Consider the following 17,428-nt stretch of genomic DNA (forward strand, 5'->3'; position numbering starts at 1 on the left):
TTTTGAATGAATGAAGAACGTAGAATGATTTTGAAAATGATTGAAGATGGTAAAATATCAGCTGATGAGGGTGCGAAACTATTAAAAGCTCTTGGCACAAACGAAAAATCCGAAGAAACGAAGCAAGAGAAGTCTTCAGATTCTAACGCGGATCGGTCGGCACCAGCATATAGAGTAGGTCAATTCGTTGAGTCGCTCATTCAAAAAGTAAAGGATATGGATCTTGATTTCAACTTTGGTTCTTCTGAAGAGGTTTCCCATGTTTTTGAACAATCAGAGGTTTCGACGGATACACTTGATGTTCATGTTCGAAATGGGGAAATTACATTTCAAACTTGGGACCGTAACGACGTAAAAATTGATTGTAGCGCTAATGTATACAGAGTGTCTAATCAGAAAGATGCCATGGATAAGCTTCTCCGTGAAACATACTTTTCCGTTGATAATGATAAAGTAACTTTTAAATCAGAACGTGCGGATGTGAAAGTGAATTTAGTTATTTATGTTCCTGCTAAAGAATATCAAGGTGTATGGATAACGACCTTCAATGGTGACGTTACAGGTGAAGGAATGAACTCTGCGAAAGCGAAGTTAAAAACAGGTAATGGTAAAATTGGCATTCGAAAATCTACGGTGAAAGTGCTTGAAGCTGAGACCGGAAACGGCGCAATTTCTGTAGAAGATACAAATGGAGAAGTTTGTGAGCTCGAGACAGCAAACGGCCCAATTACAATTGATGGTACATTTGTTGAAGCAGATGCGCAATCCATGAACGGAGCTATTCGTCATACTCTTACCAATCCAGTAAGCGGAAGTGCAGACCTTAAAACAGTGAACGGTACGATTCAAATTGTTGTGCCGAAGGGTATGAATATTAAAGGTGATCTAAAATCGACGATTGGAGCGATTACGACTGACCTTGATCATATGAGTATTATTCGCGAGAAGAAAGAAATTTCTCACCGATTGAAGAAGTTTAGAACAGAAGAAGAATCAGAACATAACTATCGAATTGAAGCCAATTCGACTGCTGGTTCCATTTCAGTATCGTATCTTTGATTGCTCGAATAAGGTGTAATTAACAGTTTATACTATTAAGGTCAATTGTAAGGAGGAATCGTGATGCGCCATTGGATTGTAAGCTTACTCGTCAACAGTATAGTATTAATGGTCGTAGCAGGATATTTTGAAGGTTTTTACCTTCAAGGAATCGGGTCGGCTATACTGGCAAGCGTGCTCCTTGCAATTGTGAATGTTTTTGTGAAGCCGATTTTAATTTTACTTACGCTTCCTGTTACGATTGTCACTCTGGGTCTGTTTCTCATTGTTATTAATGCTATTACGCTTATGATAACGGCCTTTTTAATGGGAGAAGCTTTCGTAATTGATGGTTTTATGATGGCCATTCTTGCTGCGCTTATTATAGGTTTGTTGAACTTGTTAATTGATAAAGTGATTATCGAACCTATTCGTAATAAAGCCTAAAAGCACGCCCTCTTGTGAGGGCGTGTTTTTCGTCGCATTCGGGAGTGCTTTTTCTGGTAAGATAATAAGAAAAGGAGGGGTGTGCATGTCATTTCATAACCAGAGCATTTTGCCTGCTGTTAGGAAGATGCGTGATTTTGAAACATTATTGAACAGTAAGTATACATATATCGTGCTTTTAGATACGCACATTGGTCAGTTGAAATCGGTAATTAAGGAAGGGAATCGAGCAGGGAAAAAGATTCTTCTTCATGCTGATTTAGTTCAAGGGTTAAGGAATGATGAACATGGTGCAGAATTTCTCTGTCAGGAAGTAAAGCCTGCTGGATTAATTTCTACAAGATCGAGCGTTCTTTCCGTTGCTAAACGGAGAGGGATTCTTTCTGTGCAGCGTTTGTTTATGCTTGATTCAATGGCCCTTGATACCAGTTACAGCATGGTCAGAAATACGAAGCCAGACTGTGTTGAGGTATTGCCTGGTATCATTCCGCAGGTTTTTGAAGAGCTTCATGAACAAATTAAAGTGCCTATTTTCGCAGGAGGATTTATTCGTTCAGTTGAGGATGTAGAAGCGGCGTTAAGAGGTGGTGCTGCTGCTGTAACAACCTCTAAGAAAGAGCTGTGGAGACATTTCCAACCAAATTAATCCAGTTGACATCGCTTACATTTATCTGCTTAAATAGTTATTAGGTTAATAACTCGTGCCTGAGATGAGGAGAACCACACACAAGTCCTATCATATAGATAGGAAATATTGTTGTGGTTTTTTTTATTTACCCTTTTAGAATAATAAAAAAAGGGAATAGATACATGGAAGAGTTTTTACCTAAACTCAAGAGGAAGGTGACTAAGTTGACTCCATTTATTGGTGAAATATTAGGAACTATGATTTTAATCATTTTTGGTGGTGGCGTTGTTGCAAACGTTAACTTAAAAGATTCTAAAGCTCAGGGAGGTGGATGGATCGTTGTAGCCCTCGGTTGGGGACTTGGTGTTGCGATGGGTGTTTATGCTGTTGGACAAGTTAGTGGGGCTCACCTCAATCCAGCTGTAACATTAGGACTAGCTGCCGTTGGCGATTTTCCATGGAGCGATGTACCGAGCTACATAACGGCGCAAATGATTGGTGCATTTCTCGGTGGATGTATTGTGTATTTTCATTTTCTACCTCATTTTCGTAGAGAAGATGATAAAGCGCTTAAATTAGCTGTTTTTTCTACTGACCCTGCTATACCGCATACGTTCAGCAACTTTTTAAGTGAGTTTATTGGGACGGCTATGCTTTTAATTGGGTTACTAGCGATTGGTTCTAATGAATTTACCGATGGACTGAATCCATTCATCGTTGGTTTTCTCATTGTAGCTATTGGTCTATCACTAGGCGGTACGACTGGTTACGCCATTAACCCTGCTCGCGATCTTGGTCCAAGAATCGCACATTTTTTCTTACCTATTCCAGGTAAAGGTGATTCGAATTGGCAATATGCATGGATTCCAGTTATAGGGCCAGTGTGTGGGGGAATGTATGGAGCCATTCTTTTTAAAGCCGTAACAGAAGCAAGTTATGGTATGATTTTCTGGATAGCTACAGTGATTACAGCCATTTTATTTATTGTGTTGTATCAGCTTAGTGATAAACTTCAAGATTCTGTTCACTCTTCTTCAGAGGCTAAAAATTAATCTTCATAACTATATTTAGGGAGGAATTATCATGTCAGAGAAGTTCATTCTATCATTAGACCAAGGAACTACGAGTTCGCGTGCCATTTTGTTTAATAAGAAAGGTGAAATTGTAAACGTTGCTCAAAAAGAATTTAAGCAGCATTTTCCTAAGGCTGGTTGGGTTGAGCACGATGCTCAAGAAATCTGGAGCTCTATTCTTTCGGTAATGGCTCAAGTACTTTCGTCCACTTCTGAGTTGTCTGCGAAAGACATTGAAGCCATCGGGATTACAAATCAACGTGAAACAACAGTTGTTTGGGATAAGAATACTGGTAAGCCAATTTATCATGCAATTGTATGGCAGTCTCGCCAAACAGCCGGAATTGTCAATGAATTAAAAGAACAGGGTTATGGAGAAATGGTTCGAGATAAAACTGGTCTTCTAATCGATGCTTACTTTTCTGGAACGAAAGTTAAATGGATTCTGGATAATGTTGATGGTGCACGCGAGAAGGCTGAGAATGGGGATCTTCTCTTCGGTACAATTGATTCCTGGTTAATCTGGAAACTATCTGGTGGGGAAGCACACGTGACAGATTATACTAATGCTTCTCGTACGATGATGTATAATATTTATGACTTAAAATGGGACGATGAGTTGCTTGAAATGCTGAATGTTCCTAAATCAATGCTTCCTGAAGTTCGCCCATCTTCTGAAGTATATGCTAATACAGTCGATTACCATTTCTTCGGTCAGAATGTCCCGATTGCTGGGGTGGCCGGAGACCAGCAAGCAGCACTATTTGGCCAAGCATGTTATGAAAAAGGAATGGCTAAGAACACATATGGTACGGGTTGTTTCATGCTTATGAATACAGGTGAAAAAGCGGTTAAATCAGATAATGGACTTCTCACGACTATCGCATGGGGCGTTGATGGAAAAGTGGAATATGCACTTGAAGGTAGTATCTTCGTCGCAGGATCAGCAATTCAATGGTTAAGAGATGGATTACGTATGTTTAACGAAGCACCAGAAAGTGAGCGCTATGCGGAACGCGTAGAGTCAACAGACGGTGTGTATATGGTACCTGCCTTTGTTGGTCTTGGTACACCTTATTGGGATAGCGATGTAAAAGGTGCTGTATTTGGATTAACTAGAGGAACGAGTAAGGAGCACTTTGTTCGTGCAACTCTTGAATCACTTGCTTATCAAACAAGAGATGTTCTTGATGCGATGACAGCTGATTCTGGCATAGACTTGAAAACACTTCGCGTCGATGGAGGGGTAGTAAACAATAGCTTCTTGATGCAATTCCAGAGCGATATCATTGGTGTACCTGTTGAGCGCCCGACTGTTAGTGAGACGACTGCACTTGGTGCAGCTTATCTTGCAGGACTTGCGACAGGATATTGGAAAAATAAAGAAGAGATCAAAAAGCAATGGATGATTGATCACACGTTTGATCCTGAAATGAAAGAAGATCAGAGAGAAGAGCTTTACGGAGGATGGAAGAAAGCTGTAAATGCTACAATGGCTTTTAAATAATCCTTTTTTGTAGGCATAGTCTTCTAACTGTGCTACAATGGAAACAAGTTAATATAGTTCTGGTCGGAGAATAGGAGAAGACCACAGCGCCCAAGCATAGTTTGTTATGCTCTGGTGTGTTGTGGTCTTTTTTTGTCCTTTAAACCAGTTTTCTTAGTAGGAATGTTCAATCTTATGCTTAAGAAACCCTACATTAGGGGTAAAGTACTGAAGAGGTATTAATTAATCATTTTAAAAATGTAAGTGTTTATATAACAAAAGGGAGTGTGTTCATCTTGGTTAAACCATTTTCAGGATTACAAAGAAGCGTTGTGCTTGATCAAATTGTATCAGAGGAGTTAGATGTACTCGTTGTTGGAGGCGGAATTACAGGGGCAGGTATCTTGCTTGATTCTGCATCACGTGGAATGAACTCGGCTGTTATCGAAATGCAGGATTTCGCTGCTGGTACGTCAAGTCGTTCAACGAAACTTGTTCACGGTGGATTGCGTTATTTGAAAAATCTCGAAATTGGATTAGTCGCTGAAGTTGGGAAAGAGAGAGCGATCGTTTATGAAAATGCTCCTCACGTTACAACACCTGAATGGATGCTACTACCAATTATTAAAGGCGGTACATTCGGCAAATTTTCTACTGGAGCTGGTCTTGCACTTTATGACAGACTGGCTGGTGTTAAACGGAAAGAAAGAAGAAGCATGCTTTCTAAGAAGGAAGCGCTAGACAAAGAGCCACTTCTTCGTAAAAGTGATGTGAAGGGAGGCGGATATTATGTTGAGTATCGAACAGATGATGCCCGTCTCACGCTTGAAATTATGAAAGAAGCCGTTCATCGCGGTGGAAAAGCTGTAAACTATGTGAAAGCAGAACAGCTTTTATATGAAGATGGTAAGATTGTTGGTGTACGAGCTAAAGACGTTGTAACAGGTGAAACACGTGAGATTAGAGCGAAAAAAGTTGTGAATGCAGCTGGTCCATGGGTCGATGAGATTCGTGGTCTTGATCAATCGAAAAAAGGGAAGCACATGTTCCTAACTAAAGGGGTTCACCTAGTATTTGATCAATCTAAATTCCCACTTCAACAAGCCGTCTATTTCGACACGCCATTTAATGATGGGCGAATGATGTTTGCAATCCCACGCGCCGGCAAAACGTATATTGGTACAACGGATACACATTATACGAAAAATCCTGTACATCCTCAGATGACAGTGGAAGACAGAGATTATATTGTGGATGCAGCCAACTATATGTTCCCAAGCATTAATGTAACAAAAGAAGATGTGGAATCAAGCTGGTCAGGCGTACGTCCGTTGATTCACGAAGAAGGAAAAGACCCATCTGAAATTTCTCGTAAAGATGAGATCTTCCTATCAGATTCCGGTTTGATTACCATTGCTGGTGGTAAATTAACGGGCTATCGCAAAATGGCTGAAAAAGTCGTTAGTCTGATTGCGGATCAATTTAAAGAAGAAAAATATAAGAAATTTCCTGCTTCTACTACAAAAAATATGGTTCTCTCTGGTGGCTATGTTGGAGGGAGCAAAGGCTTTAAAGAATATGCAACAGAACAAGTTCGTAGAGGTACAACACTTGGTCTAAGTGTTAATGAAGCAGAAGCGCTCGTGCAGCGATATGGTTCTAACATTGAACGAATTTATCAAATTATTGAAACGGTCGGAACGGAAGCGAATTTCCATAACTTAAGTCTTGAAGTATTCGCTACCCTCATCTATGGTATTGAAGAAGAAATGGTGGCAACTCCACTTGATTACTTCAATCGTAGAACAAGTGCCCTTTACTTTGACATTGATTGGGTTCGTCGCTGGAAAGAGCCAGTTATCGAGTATATGGCTAAGCGACTTAACTGGTCAAATGAAATGAAACAAGCTCACATTCAAGAGCTAGATAAGCAAATGCATGATGCTGTTGTGCCATTAAAAGTAAAATAAGCTTTTCAAACCGAAGCATTCGCTTCGGTTTTTTTGTATTAAGGAGTGTTAATCTTTTTAAGAGTGAAAGTGGGGTCAGGTACGTATCTCCTAATCCCACTCTCAAAAAGGGCTCCAATTCTGTATGTGCTTTGAAATAGGAAATGGTACAATAGGGGAAGTTGAAATGGAACCGTCTTTTTGGTTCTTACATAGGAGGTTTACGAATGGTTAAAGTTCGTATGAAAGATGTCATTGAGAAGTTCAGTCTTGAGCTTGTGAGCGGGGAGGAAGGGATTCATCGTCCGATCACAACGAGTGATATTTCACGACCGGGACTAGAAATGGCTGGTTTTTTCACTTATTATCCAGCAGAACGTTTGCAGCTACTCGGAAAGACAGAGATGTCCTTCTTTCATGGTTTAACAGGTGAGCAGAAAGTAGAGCGGATGCAGAAGCTCTGTACAGACGAAACACCTGGGATAGTTCTTTCTAGAGATATGGAAGTTCCTGAGGAATTGATCGCGTCATCTAAAGAAAAAGATGTTCCTATTTTACGATCTAATATGACAACGACTCGCTTAAGCAGCCGCTTAACGAATTATCTTGAGAGTCAGCTTGCGCCAAACACTGCGATTCACGGCGTTCTTGTGGATATTTATGGCGTAGGTGTACTCATTACAGGCTCGAGTGGCGTAGGGAAAAGTGAAACAGCTCTTGAGCTTGTAAAGCGTGGACATCGTCTTGTAGCAGATGATTCCGTGGAAATCCGTCAGGAAGCGGAAAATACGTTAGTCGGTAGCGCTCCTGAATTAATTCAACATTTACTTGAAATAAGAGGCCTCGGCATCATTAACGTCATGACTTTGTTTGGTGCAGGTGCGATTCGAAACTACAAAAAGATCTCCTTAGTGATGAATCTAGAACTTTGGGATTCGAAAAAGGTTTATGATCGTCTTGGTCTTGAAGAGGAGTATATGAAAATCATTGATTCGAATGTGCCAAGACTCGTTGTGCCAGTTCGTCCAGGACGAAACCTTGCGATCATTATAGAAGTAGCAGCGATGAATTTCCGTCTGAAAAATATGGGAATGAATGCAGCAAAGCAATTCTCAGAAAGACTAACAAGAGAGATTGAAGATGGAGACGAGCACGACAGCATCTAATCTTAATCAAGATATGGATAAAGGAGAGACAACGACATGCTAGCCTCAATACAGCCTCTTGATCGCGTCGCGCTAGAGCTGGGACCGATCTCGATTTACTGGTACGGCATTATCATTGCTTTTGGAGCTTACCTTGGCTTGCTTCTAGCTATGAGAGAAACAAAGCGCCAGGGCCTGCCAAAAGAAACCTTTGTTGATCTAATTTTATGGGCTGTCCCCATAGCCATTATTTCAGCGCGTATTTACTATGTCATTTTCCAGTGGAGCTACTACAAGGATAATCCTGGTGACATCTTTGCCATTTGGGAAGGTGGTATCGCCATTCACGGTGCATTAATTGGTTCTGTTATTACAGCTATTATTTTCACTAGAAAGCGTGGACTATCTTTCTGGAAAATTGCTGACATCGCCGCTCCGAGTATTATACTAGGGCAAGCGATCGGACGTTGGGGTAACTTTATGAACCAGGAAGCGCATGGGGGACCTGTCACAAGAGCATTTCTCGAGAACTTGATGCTTCCGGATTTTATTATTAATCAAATGTATATTGACGGGACTTATTATCACCCGACATTTCTTTACGAATCACTTTGGAACATAGCTGGAGTCGTGCTGCTTGTTATTCTTCAAAGAACGGCCGTTAAGCGAGGAGAAGTTTTCCTTGCTTACGTAACATGGTATTCTATTGGTCGCCTTTATATTGAGGGACTACGTACAGATAGTCTAATGTTAACGGAATCTTTAAGGGTAGCACAGGTGATTTCAGTCGTATTAATTGTTGTATCAATCGCTTTAATCATTTATCGACGCAAAGTAATGAAAGCAAAGCCTTATAACGAAAAAGGATAGGAGGAGTGTCATTGTGGGCATTTTGCGACGGGGCTTAAAAGCAGGGCTCATGACAACGTGGGACCTTGGGAAAATTATTTTTCCAATCACCTTAGTAATGACCCTCCTGCGTTATACACCTGTCCTCGAATGGATCGTTACGTTAATTGCTCCTGTCATGAAATGGATTGGCTTGTCTGGAGACGCAGCTATCCCTCTTGTGTTAGGGAATTTCTTGAATCTTTATGCGGGGATCGGAGCTATTCTTACACTCGATTTAACGGTCAAAGAGGTGTTTATTTTGGCTGTAATGCTTTCCTTTTCACACAATTTGCTTATTGAGTCAGGCGTAGCTGCAAGAGTGGGTGTAAAGTTATGGGTTATTCTTGCCGTTAGACTGGGGCTTGCTGTCCTCTCTGCTTTTATAATCAACATTGTCTGGCAGGGTGGAAGTGAACAGGCAGCTTATGGTTTTGTTTCTCAAACGAATGAAATGGTTACCGGTTGGGGCTCTATTATTCTTCAAGGATTAGAAAAAGCATCATTAGGTGTTCTTCAGCTCGCTCTGATCGTGATTCCACTTATGATTTTCATACAGGTTATGAAAGATTTATCCTGGCTTTCGACGTTTTCACGCTGGATGGCTCCAGTGACGAAGGGGTTAGGTATGAAAGAAAATACATCTACAACGCTTGCTGCAGGTCTTGTTTTTGGGCTCGCTTATGGAGCAGGAGTAATGATTCAAGCTGTAAAAGAAGATGGCGTTGAGAAGAAAGACCTTTACTTAGCGTTTATTTTTCTTGTAGCGTGTCATGCTGTCATTGAGGATACTCTTATTTTCATTCCTCTTGGAATTCCTGTTATCTGGCTGCTTCTCGTAAGACTTGTAACAGCCATTCTTTTAACGATTATCGTCTCAGTAATATGGAAGCGACGTGAATTGAACGCTTCAGAAAGAAAGGAACCATCGTATGAGCATTAACACAATTTTATTTGATTTAGACGGAACACTAATTAATACGAATGATTTAATTATGGCTTCATTTAGACATACGTTTGAACATTTTTATCCAGGTCGTTATGAGGATGAAGAGTTGAAGCAGTTTATTGGAGAGCCACTTTATCTGACATTTGCTAAGCATGATGAAAGTCGAGCGGAAGAAATGGTCGCTTATTATCGTGAACATAATATCGCAAATCACGATAAGCTTGTAACGGAATTCGATGGCGTTTTTGAAACGGTTAAGACGCTTTCTGAAAACGGATATAAGCTTGCAATTGTGACGTCAAAAATGAGAAACACAGTTGAAATGGGGTTAAAGCTAACTGAGCTTGATCAGTTCTTCCCAGTTGTCATCACAGTTGATGAAGTTGAGAACCCTAAACCGCATCCAGAACAGCTTGAAACAGCAATGAAGGAGCTTCGTTCAGTTCGAGAAGAAACGATTATGGTTGGAGATAGCCAATACGATATTCTTGCTGGACAAAACGCAGGTGTTACGACTGTAGGTGTTTCGTGGACGATTAAAGGGAGCGACTTCCTGGCGTCGTTTAAGCCAGATTACCTTGTTGACCATATGGGAGAACTTCTTGAAATTGCTGGAGTCGAAAAGTGAGAAACACGGAGCGGTCCCCCGTTACTGGTAGCAACGCTCTCTGGCAAATTTATAAAACAGTCCCCTTTTGGAAGGTAGTTAAGAATTTTATTATTATTCAGCTTGCTCGGTATACCCCGTTTATTCCGATGAAAAATTGGTTATATAAGACATTTCTTGGAGTGAAAATCGGCGACCAAACCGCATTTGCCCTAATGGTGATGCTCGACATTATGTTTCCGGAGAAAATTTCAGTCGGGAAGAATTCAATTGTTGGTTACAATACGACCATTCTTGCTCATGAATATTTGATTGATGAGTATCGACTTGGGGATGTTGTAATTGGCGATCGCGTAATGATCGGAGCAAATAGTACTTTGCTTCCTGGCATTACGATTGGTGACGGAGCGATTGTTTCAGCTGGAACGCTAGTTCATAAAAGTGTGCCAGCAGGGGCTTTTGTTGGTGGGAATCCGATGCAGGTGATTTATACGAAAGAAGAACGAGCAAAGCATGATATATAGAAATCCCGTAGCATATTGCTACGGGATTTCTATTAGTTATTCGTCACCTTGATCAGTTAAAATTACTGGACCGTCTTTTGTAATCGCAAGCGTATGCTCATACTGAGCTGATGTAGAACCATCTACTGTGCGAGCTGTCCAGCCGTCTTCGTCAATTGTGCTATATGGTTTACCGATGTTGAGCATCGGTTCAATTGTAATGACCATACCTTCTTTCAATCGTGTTCCTGTACCAGGTTGACCAAAGTGTGGAATCATTGGTTCTTCGTGAAGCGTTGGTCCAATGCCGTGTCCTGTGAAGTCACGGACAACGCCAAAGCCTTCTGCTTCTGCGTATTTTTGAATTGCATGGCCAATATCGCCAATACGATTGCCAATGACTGCCTGCTCGATGCCAAGGTAGAGGGACTTTTTCGTAGCTTCAAGCAAATGCTGTTTTTCCTCTGAAATTTCTCCAACTGCATAAGTCCATGCAGAATCAGCTAGTGCGCCATTCAAATTGACAACCATATCAATTGTAACGATGTCGCCTTCTTTTAATTTTTTTGAACCTGGGAATCCGTGGCAAATGACATCATTAACTGAAGCACACGTTGCGTAAGGATAGTCCTGGTAACCTTTTTGCTCAGGTGTCGCGCCGCGTTCTTCTAGAAAGAGTTCAACGAAGTCATCGATTTGTTTGGTTGTTACACCAGGCTTGATAATGCTTCGTAATTCTTTGTGACAATCGGCAAGTACTTCGCCTGCTTCTTTCATTAATTGAATCTCTCGATTTGTTTTACGGTGAATCATATTTTCGCCTACTTTCTGCGTATTCATTTGTTCTATTAGGTGTTTCTTCCACCTGCTATTGGCTATTATCGTTTATTTTCTAACACGTTATGCGGAAGAACTTCCCTCAGTTACTGTAACAAAAAAACCCGCAAATTGCAGGTTTATTGTTTAGCTTATATTAATGAACCAAAAATAAAGATATCAACAATATAAGCCAACATAGCTATTGATTAAAGTAGATAAAATCCTATCCCCATGATTAAGTAAGCAGCAAGTAATGTTGCTCCTTCAAACCAGTTTGTTTCTCCATCATTACTAATCACAATCATAAGTAGGACAGCTGTTACCATAGTGACAAGCTCTGGTAATGTAAAGACGAGTGGCATTTGCACTGGGAAGAAAAGAGAGATTAGGACAAGTAGCGGTGCAACAAACATTGCAACTTGAAGCGTTGATCCTACTGCAATTTCCACAGCAACATCCATTTTGTTTTTGTAGGCCATAATAATAGCTGAAGCATGTTCAGCGGCATTTCCTACAATCGCAACAATAATCACCCCAATGAATAACTCGCTCCATCCAAACGTTTCTCCAACTGTTTCAAACGTATGAACAAGGCTTTCTGACACGTAGGCAACGGCGGCTGTGGAGAGTGCTAGAACGAGCATTGCTTTTTTTCTGCTCCATTCAGGCTCTTCATGTGCATGATCGCCACCTTCTTGGTCTGAGACGTGCTGATAGACGCCGCGGTGAGTGACAAGCTTGAAGAAGAGAGCGGCAAGGTAAAGCATGATGAGGATAATGGAAATGCCTGTACTTAATGAAATGGCTTCAGCATCACTCATACCCATTGAAAAAACTTCAGGAATAACAAACGCTACGATGACACCAAACATAAGTAATCCTGAGTTGTGCCTTGCGTCAAATACATTGAATTTTTGCCTTTTGAATTTTAAGCCTCCAACGAAAAAGGATAATCCTGCAACGAGGAGTAGATTCCCTAGTACTGATCCTGTTAGCGAAGCGAGCACAATTTCAATTAAACCTTCTCTTAATGCAAAGATAGAAATGATCAGTTCAACAGCATTGCCAAATGTGGCGTTTAACAACCCGCCAATTCTAGGGCCAGAGATGACAGCAAGGCTTTCCGTCGCTCTTCCCATAAAAGCAGCAAGAGAAATGATTGTTAAGCAATACACAATAAACATTAGTGTTTGCGACCAGTGAAGAAGACTTCCGGCAACGGACAATGGTACCCCAATAATAACTAGGAAGAAGAAGATTTTATTGACCACATGACACATCCTCTCTTTTCATTATCTACTCTTTTCCTCATTATAGATTTCCTAAATTGGAAAAGAAAGTTTCTTTCAAAGCTATTACCCTAATTTATCAATAAGTGATCCTGATGAAGACGGGAAGAGTCATAAATCGACATCATTCCTTAAGATTACCTAAAAAATAAAGGGGATTCATATTGGAGTACAGAAAAGGAGTAAAGGGAATAATGCCCCTTATTGGTTGACGAAGAAAATAAAGGCGTGTAAACTACAAATAACTTCATCTTGTTAGTATGTTAGCGAACTAAAGGAAATGTGAGGTGCACAAAATGACAAGACCATTCGTATTTGAGAAGCCGCTCGGTATGCGCGATACGCTACCGGTACTATATGACTTGAAAACAAGCATTCGTGAAAAAATTCAGCGTGTAACAGAGGGATGGGGCTATCGTTTTATGAACACCCCTACGCTAGAGTACTATGAAACGGTCGGAGAAGCTTCTGCTATCCTTGATCAGCAGCTTTTTAAACTACTTGACCAGCGTGGCAATACGCTTGTCTTAAGACCCGACATGACCGCGCCAATCGCTCGTGTCGCTGCGTCTAGTCTAAAGAATGAGCCTTTTCCACTGCGCCTTGCTTATGATTCTAATGTGTTTCGAGCGCAGGAAGACGAAGGTGGAAAACCGGCAGAGTTTGAACAAATAGGTGTTGAGTTAATTGGTGATCGCACGACGAGTGCTGATGCAGAAGTTATCGCATTAATGGCAGCCGTTTTAAAAGAAGCTGGTCTTGAAGATTTCCAAATCGCGATTGGCCATGTTGGATTTATTCAGGAGCTGTTTCTTTCGATCGTTGGTAACGAAGAGAGAGCTGCCATTCTACGCCGCTATTTATATGAAAAAAACTATGTAGGGTATCGCCAGCATGTAAGAGAAATGCCGCTCTCTACAATTGATCAAAAAAGACTTATGGCTCTTTTAACGCTCAGAGGTGATGGTTCAAAACTAGAAGAAGCCATTGAATTGCTACCGACTGACGCTGGTGAAAGAGTTCTTGAGGAGCTTCGTACACTTCTACATACGCTTGAAGCATATGGGGTAGCTAACCAGGTGAAATTTGATTTCACTCTTGTAAGTCACATGAGTTATTACACGGGAGTTGTGTTTGAGGGATATGCCAATAATCTTGGTGTACCGTTAAGCAATGGCGGACGCTACGATGAACTGCTGTCTCGTTTTGATCGTCCGGCACAGGCAACAGGGTTCGGTATTCGTTTGGATCACCTTGCTGAAGCACTTGGTGTAACGAGTGAGGAAAATCTCCCATATGCGATTATCTTTAGTCCTGAACGAAGAGAAGAAGCGATTCAACAGGCGTCAGAACGAAGGGCTAATGGTGAAAAAGTTGTGGTGCAGGAATTAAGTGGTGTCACAAACCTTGATGCTTACTCGGAACGTTTTGATGACGTCACGTATTTAATCGGTAAGAACGGAAAGGGGATGTTGTAATGTTGACGATGGCAATGCCAAAAGGGCGTATTTTTGAAGAGGCGGTAGAATTGCTTCGAAGCGCGGGTTATCAACTTCCCCCTGAGTTTGATGATTCAAGAAAATTAATTCTCGATATAGAAGAAGAAAATCTTCGTTTCATTCTAGCAAAACCAATGGATGTTCCGACATACGTGGAGCACGGTGTAGCGGATGTTGGAATTGCTGGGAAAGATGTCATGCTAGAAGAAGAGCGCAATGTATACGAAGTACTAGATTTAAAAATTAGTGGATGCTATTTAGCTGTTGCAGGTCTTTCGGATGGGCCAATTAAAGGCGTTGCACCAAAGATTGCTACAAAGTATCCGAACGTAGCTTCTAACTATTTTCGCCAGCAGGGTGAACAGGTAGAGATTATTAAGTTAAACGGATCGATTGAGCTTGCTCCGCTAATCGGCCTTGCTGATCGCATCGTCGATATTGTTTCAACAGGAAGAACGCTAACGGAAAACGGTTTAATGGAAACGGCGTTTATTGAGCCAATCACCTCTCGCTTTATTGTGAATCCGGTAAGCTATCGAACGAAGGATGCAATCATTGACGATATGGTCGAGCGTCTTTCAGCGGTTGTGGAAGGAGAGAGCGTAGATGAAAATCGTTAATAGGAGCGAAGGGGCATCCATCAAACGATCGATTGAGCAGGGAACAGAAGAGCAGCGTCAGGCTGTTCTTTCTATTCTTTCGCAAGTTAAAGCAACTGGCGATGAAGCCGTTAAGGAAAATACAAAGAAGTTTGATGGAGCAGACTTGAAAGAACTTCGCGTTTCAAATGAAGAAATCGAACGGGCATATCGCGATTTATCTGATGAACTCATTACGACGATTAGACAGGCGGCTGGCAATATTCAATCATTTCACGAACGCCAGCGTCGTCAATCATGGTTTACAACTTCTGAAGACGGTACAATGCTTGGACAAAAAGTAACACCGCTTGATTCTGTCGGTGTTTATGTTCCGGGTGGCAAAGCTGCATATCCTTCTTCTGTATTAATGAATGTTATTCCTGCTGTCGCTGCAGGTGTGAAGCGAATTGCAATGGTAACGCCACCTGACTCAGACGGAAACGTTCCTTCAGGTGTACTTGTTGCAGCAAATGAAGTGGGGGTATCGGAAATCTTTAAAGTAGGTGGAGCGCAGGCTGTTGGCGCGCTTGCTTACGGGACGGAATCGATCGCACCCGTAGATAAAATCGTCGGTCCAGGAAATATTTTTGTAGCCCTTGCGAAACGAGAAGTATTTGGGATTGTTGATATTGATATGATCGCTGGTCCAAGTGAAATCGTTGTTCTCGCCGATGAAAAGGCTAATCCAGCTTATGTGGCAGCAGACTTATTATCGCAGGCCGAACACGATGAGCGAGCTAGCGCTGTTCTAGTGACAACTTCAGAGACACTAGCTGAGCGTGTTCAAGAAGAGGTGAAGCAACAGCTTGTCGAGCTTCCACGAGCTGAAATTGCATCTAAGTCAATTGATGATTACGGAATGATTTATGTCGTGAATCATCTTGCTGAAGCGGTCGATGCCGTCAATGAACTCGCTCCGGAGCATCTTGAAATTATGGTCGAGGAACCAATGACGCTTCTTGGGAAAATTCGTCACGCAGGAGCTATTTTCCTTGGACCATATAGCTCAGAGCCAGTTGGTGATTATTTTGCCGGCCCGAACCATGTACTACCTACGAACGGAACAGCTCGTTTTTCAAGTCCGCTATCAGTAGACGATTTCATTAAAAAATCAAGCGTCATTTCTTATAGTAAAGAGGCAATGAGAACAAACGGTAGCAGCATCGCAGCGCTCGCAAAGCTTGAAGGTCTGGATGCACACGCAAGAGCCGTTGAACTTCGATTGGAGGATTTATGATGGGTGAAGAGAGAAAAAGTTCGATTTCAAGAGAAACATCTGAAACATCGATTAACCTTTCGTTTGGGGTAGATGGAAGCGGGAAAACAGATTTACAAACCGGCGTTCCTTTTCTTACTCATATGCTTGATCTGTTCACGAAGCACGGAAAGTTTGATTTAGCCATTGCTGCGAACGGAGATACCGAAGTGGATGATCACCACACAACGGAAGACATTGGTATTTGTCTAGGGGAAGCGTTGAAACAAGCACTGGGTACGAAAGAAGGCATTAAGCGGTATGGAAATTCGTTTGTGCCGATGGATGACGCGCTTGCGCAAGTAGTGGTTGATCTAAGCAACCGTCCTCATCTTGAATATCGTGTTGAATTGCCATCGAATCGCGTAGGGACATTTGATACCGAATTGGTTCATGAGTTTTTATGGAAGCTTGCCATTGAAGCAAGAATGAACTTACACGTGATTGTTCACTATGGTCACAATACGCACCACATCATTGAAGCCATTTTTAAAGCGCTAGGACGTGCTTTAGACGAAGCAACGCTTATTGATCCTCGTGTAGAAGGCGTACCATCAACGAAAGGAATGCTGTAAATGATTGGAATTATTGATTATGGCATGGGGAATTTATACAGCGTTAGTAAGGCACTAGAGCGTCTCGGTTATAATTATTTCGTTTCCGAAGATGAACAGGAGCTTTCAAAAGCAACAGGGCTCCTCCTTCCTGGCGTCGGCTCCTTTCGTGACGCGATGTCGATTTTGACTGAAACAGGATTAAAGGCTTTTATTGAAAAAGAAGTGGAGGCAGGAAAGCCGCTACTTGGTATTTGTCTTGGCATGCAGCTTCTATTTGAAGAAAGCGATGAGAATGGGTATGCGGAAGGCTTTTCTTTTTTGCCAGGTAAAGTAAAGAAATTTCTTGGACAAGATTCTTTAGGCAACGCTTATAAAGTTCCACATATGGGATGGAACAAGCTAGTGATCGAGCAGCCAGAGTCGTTTTTAATGAATGATGTCGGTGAGGAACACGTATATTTTGTTCACTCCTATTATGTTGATACGAACGATCGGGATGTTCTTATTGCCACGGCAAATTACGCTGAGGAAGTTCCGGCGGTTGTTGGTAAAGGGAAGGTGTTTGGCACCCAGTTTCACCCGGAGAAAAGTAGCCATGCTGGCCTTGAGATCTTAAAGAATTATGCACAATACGTAGAAAGGAATGACGCATAAG

Annotated in this window: 18 protein-coding genes; 16 read left to right on the forward strand and 2 right to left on the reverse strand. The window is 41.6% G+C overall.

Annotated elements, in window-relative coordinates; all coding sequences use genetic code 11:
- The first annotated feature begins 6 nt into the window (after positions 1–6).
- The 11 genes from Q4550_RS18495 to Q4550_RS18545 all read left to right on the forward strand — a co-directional run bounded on the left by Q4550_RS18495 (position 7) and on the right by Q4550_RS18545 (position 10,734).
- Positions 7–1,059, forward strand: a complete 1,053-nt coding sequence (locus tag Q4550_RS18495) for a DUF4097 family beta strand repeat-containing protein (RefSeq protein ID WP_303535168.1) — start codon at positions 7–9, stop codon at positions 1,057–1,059.
- 63 nt (positions 1,060–1,122) lie between these two features.
- Positions 1,123–1,485, forward strand: a complete 363-nt coding sequence (locus Q4550_RS18500) for a phage holin family protein (RefSeq protein ID WP_194218762.1) — start codon at positions 1,123–1,125, stop codon at positions 1,483–1,485.
- 85 nt (positions 1,486–1,570) lie between these two features.
- Positions 1,571–2,131, forward strand: coding sequence for a glycerol-3-phosphate responsive antiterminator (locus tag Q4550_RS18505; RefSeq protein WP_194218763.1), 561 nt, complete (start codon positions 1,571–1,573; stop codon positions 2,129–2,131).
- Between the two features lie 206 nt (positions 2,132–2,337).
- Positions 2,338–3,165, forward strand: coding sequence for an MIP/aquaporin family protein (locus tag Q4550_RS18510; RefSeq protein ID WP_194219585.1), 828 nt, complete (start codon positions 2,338–2,340; stop codon positions 3,163–3,165).
- Positions 3,166–3,196: 31 nt separating this feature from the next.
- A complete protein-coding gene (gene glpK / locus Q4550_RS18515; RefSeq protein ID WP_303535170.1) occupies positions 3,197–4,693 on the forward strand; it encodes a glycerol kinase GlpK in 1,497 nt (498 codons plus the stop codon).
- Positions 4,694–4,965: 272 nt separating this feature from the next.
- Positions 4,966–6,642 (forward strand): glycerol-3-phosphate dehydrogenase/oxidase, encoded by a 1,677-nt coding sequence (locus Q4550_RS18520; RefSeq protein WP_303535307.1) that lies wholly within the window; start codon positions 4,966–4,968, stop codon positions 6,640–6,642.
- A 206-nt stretch (positions 6,643–6,848) separates the two neighbouring features.
- On the forward strand, positions 6,849–7,787 hold the full coding sequence (gene hprK / locus Q4550_RS18525; protein WP_303535171.1) for an HPr(Ser) kinase/phosphatase: 939 nt from the start codon (positions 6,849–6,851) through the stop codon (positions 7,785–7,787).
- 36 nt (positions 7,788–7,823) lie between these two features.
- Positions 7,824–8,636 carry a prolipoprotein diacylglyceryl transferase gene (lgt, locus tag Q4550_RS18530; RefSeq protein WP_303535172.1) on the forward strand — a complete coding sequence of 271 codons (813 nt, stop codon included), beginning with the start codon at positions 7,824–7,826 and terminating at the stop codon, positions 8,634–8,636.
- A gap of 10 nt (positions 8,637–8,646) precedes the next feature.
- Positions 8,647–9,597 carry a nucleoside recognition domain-containing protein gene (locus Q4550_RS18535; RefSeq protein WP_303535309.1) on the forward strand — a complete coding sequence of 317 codons (951 nt, stop codon included), beginning with the start codon at positions 8,647–8,649 and terminating at the stop codon, positions 9,595–9,597.
- Entirely contained in the window at positions 9,587–10,231 is a 645-nt protein-coding gene (gene ppaX, locus Q4550_RS18540; protein WP_303535174.1) for a pyrophosphatase PpaX, read from the forward strand. The genes Q4550_RS18535 and ppaX overlap by 11 nt, the downstream gene beginning before the upstream one ends.
- Positions 10,228–10,734: an acyltransferase gene (locus tag Q4550_RS18545; RefSeq protein WP_303535175.1), complete on the forward strand. Its 507-nt coding sequence runs from the start codon at positions 10,228–10,230 to the stop codon at positions 10,732–10,734. The genes ppaX and Q4550_RS18545 overlap by 4 nt, the downstream gene beginning before the upstream one ends.
- A 36-nt stretch (positions 10,735–10,770) precedes the next feature.
- On the opposite strand, the gene map is transcribed toward Q4550_RS18545, so the two are convergent.
- Entirely contained in the window at positions 10,771–11,526 is a 756-nt protein-coding gene (gene map, locus Q4550_RS18550; protein WP_303535177.1) for a type I methionyl aminopeptidase, read from the reverse strand.
- A gap of 212 nt (positions 11,527–11,738) precedes the next feature.
- Entirely contained in the window at positions 11,739–12,812 is a 1,074-nt protein-coding gene (gene cax / locus Q4550_RS18555) for a calcium/proton exchanger (RefSeq protein ID WP_303535179.1), read from the reverse strand.
- A gap of 305 nt (positions 12,813–13,117) precedes the next feature.
- Here cax and Q4550_RS18560 point away from each other — a divergent pair, with 305 nt between their 5' ends.
- The 5 genes from Q4550_RS18560 to hisH are packed head-to-tail and all read left to right on the forward strand — an operon-like array spanning position 13,118 to position 17,427.
- Complete coding sequence (locus Q4550_RS18560) at positions 13,118–14,299, forward strand: ATP phosphoribosyltransferase regulatory subunit (RefSeq protein ID WP_303535180.1); 1,182 nt, start codon at positions 13,118–13,120, stop codon at positions 14,297–14,299.
- Complete coding sequence (gene hisG, locus Q4550_RS18565) at positions 14,299–14,940, forward strand: ATP phosphoribosyltransferase (RefSeq protein ID WP_303535182.1); 642 nt, start codon at positions 14,299–14,301, stop codon at positions 14,938–14,940. Before Q4550_RS18560 ends, hisG begins: the two co-directional genes overlap by 1 nt.
- On the forward strand, positions 14,927–16,198 hold the full coding sequence (gene hisD / locus Q4550_RS18570; protein WP_194218773.1) for a histidinol dehydrogenase: 1,272 nt from the start codon (positions 14,927–14,929) through the stop codon (positions 16,196–16,198). The genes hisG and hisD overlap by 14 nt, the downstream gene beginning before the upstream one ends.
- Positions 16,198–16,791 (forward strand): imidazoleglycerol-phosphate dehydratase HisB, encoded by a 594-nt coding sequence (hisB, locus tag Q4550_RS18575; RefSeq protein WP_483298570.1) that lies wholly within the window; start codon positions 16,198–16,200, stop codon positions 16,789–16,791. Before hisD ends, hisB begins: the two co-directional genes overlap by 1 nt.
- Positions 16,792–17,427, forward strand: coding sequence for an imidazole glycerol phosphate synthase subunit HisH (gene hisH, locus Q4550_RS18580; protein ID WP_303535185.1), 636 nt, complete (start codon positions 16,792–16,794; stop codon positions 17,425–17,427). It abuts the gene before it with no gap.
- Position 17,428: the final 1 nt, after the last annotated feature.

The organism is Anaerobacillus sp. 1_MG-2023 (assembly GCF_030547345.1).
GTDB classification, from domain to species: domain Bacteria; phylum Bacillota; class Bacilli; order Bacillales; family Guptibacillaceae; genus Guptibacillus; species Guptibacillus hwajinpoensis_B.

Coding starts and splice junctions, on each gene's coding strand:
- Q4550_RS18495 (WP_303535168.1), top strand. CDS start 7: ATGAATGAAGAACGTAGAATGATTTTGAAAATGATTGAAGATGGTAAA.
- Q4550_RS18500 (WP_194218762.1), top strand. CDS start 1,123: ATGCGCCATTGGATTGTAAGCTTACTCGTCAACAGTATAGTATTAATG.
- Q4550_RS18505 (WP_194218763.1), top strand. CDS start 1,571: ATGTCATTTCATAACCAGAGCATTTTGCCTGCTGTTAGGAAGATGCGT.
- glpK (WP_303535170.1), top strand. CDS start 3,197: ATGTCAGAGAAGTTCATTCTATCATTAGACCAAGGAACTACGAGTTCG.
- hprK (WP_303535171.1), top strand. CDS start 6,849: ATGGTTAAAGTTCGTATGAAAGATGTCATTGAGAAGTTCAGTCTTGAG.
- lgt (WP_303535172.1), top strand. CDS start 7,824: ATGCTAGCCTCAATACAGCCTCTTGATCGCGTCGCGCTAGAGCTGGGA.
- ppaX (WP_303535174.1), top strand. CDS start 9,587: ATGAGCATTAACACAATTTTATTTGATTTAGACGGAACACTAATTAAT.
- map (WP_303535177.1), bottom strand. CDS start 11,526: ATGATTCACCGTAAAACAAATCGAGAGATTCAATTAATGAAAGAAGCA.
- cax (WP_303535179.1), bottom strand. CDS start 12,812: ATGTGTCATGTGGTCAATAAAATCTTCTTCTTCCTAGTTATTATTGGG.
- Q4550_RS18560 (WP_303535180.1), top strand. CDS start 13,118: ATGACAAGACCATTCGTATTTGAGAAGCCGCTCGGTATGCGCGATACG.
- hisG (WP_303535182.1), top strand. CDS start 14,299: ATGTTGACGATGGCAATGCCAAAAGGGCGTATTTTTGAAGAGGCGGTA.
- hisD (WP_194218773.1), top strand. CDS start 14,927: ATGAAAATCGTTAATAGGAGCGAAGGGGCATCCATCAAACGATCGATT.
- hisB (WP_483298570.1), top strand. CDS start 16,198: ATGGGTGAAGAGAGAAAAAGTTCGATTTCAAGAGAAACATCTGAAACA.
- hisH (WP_303535185.1), top strand. CDS start 16,792: ATGATTGGAATTATTGATTATGGCATGGGGAATTTATACAGCGTTAGT.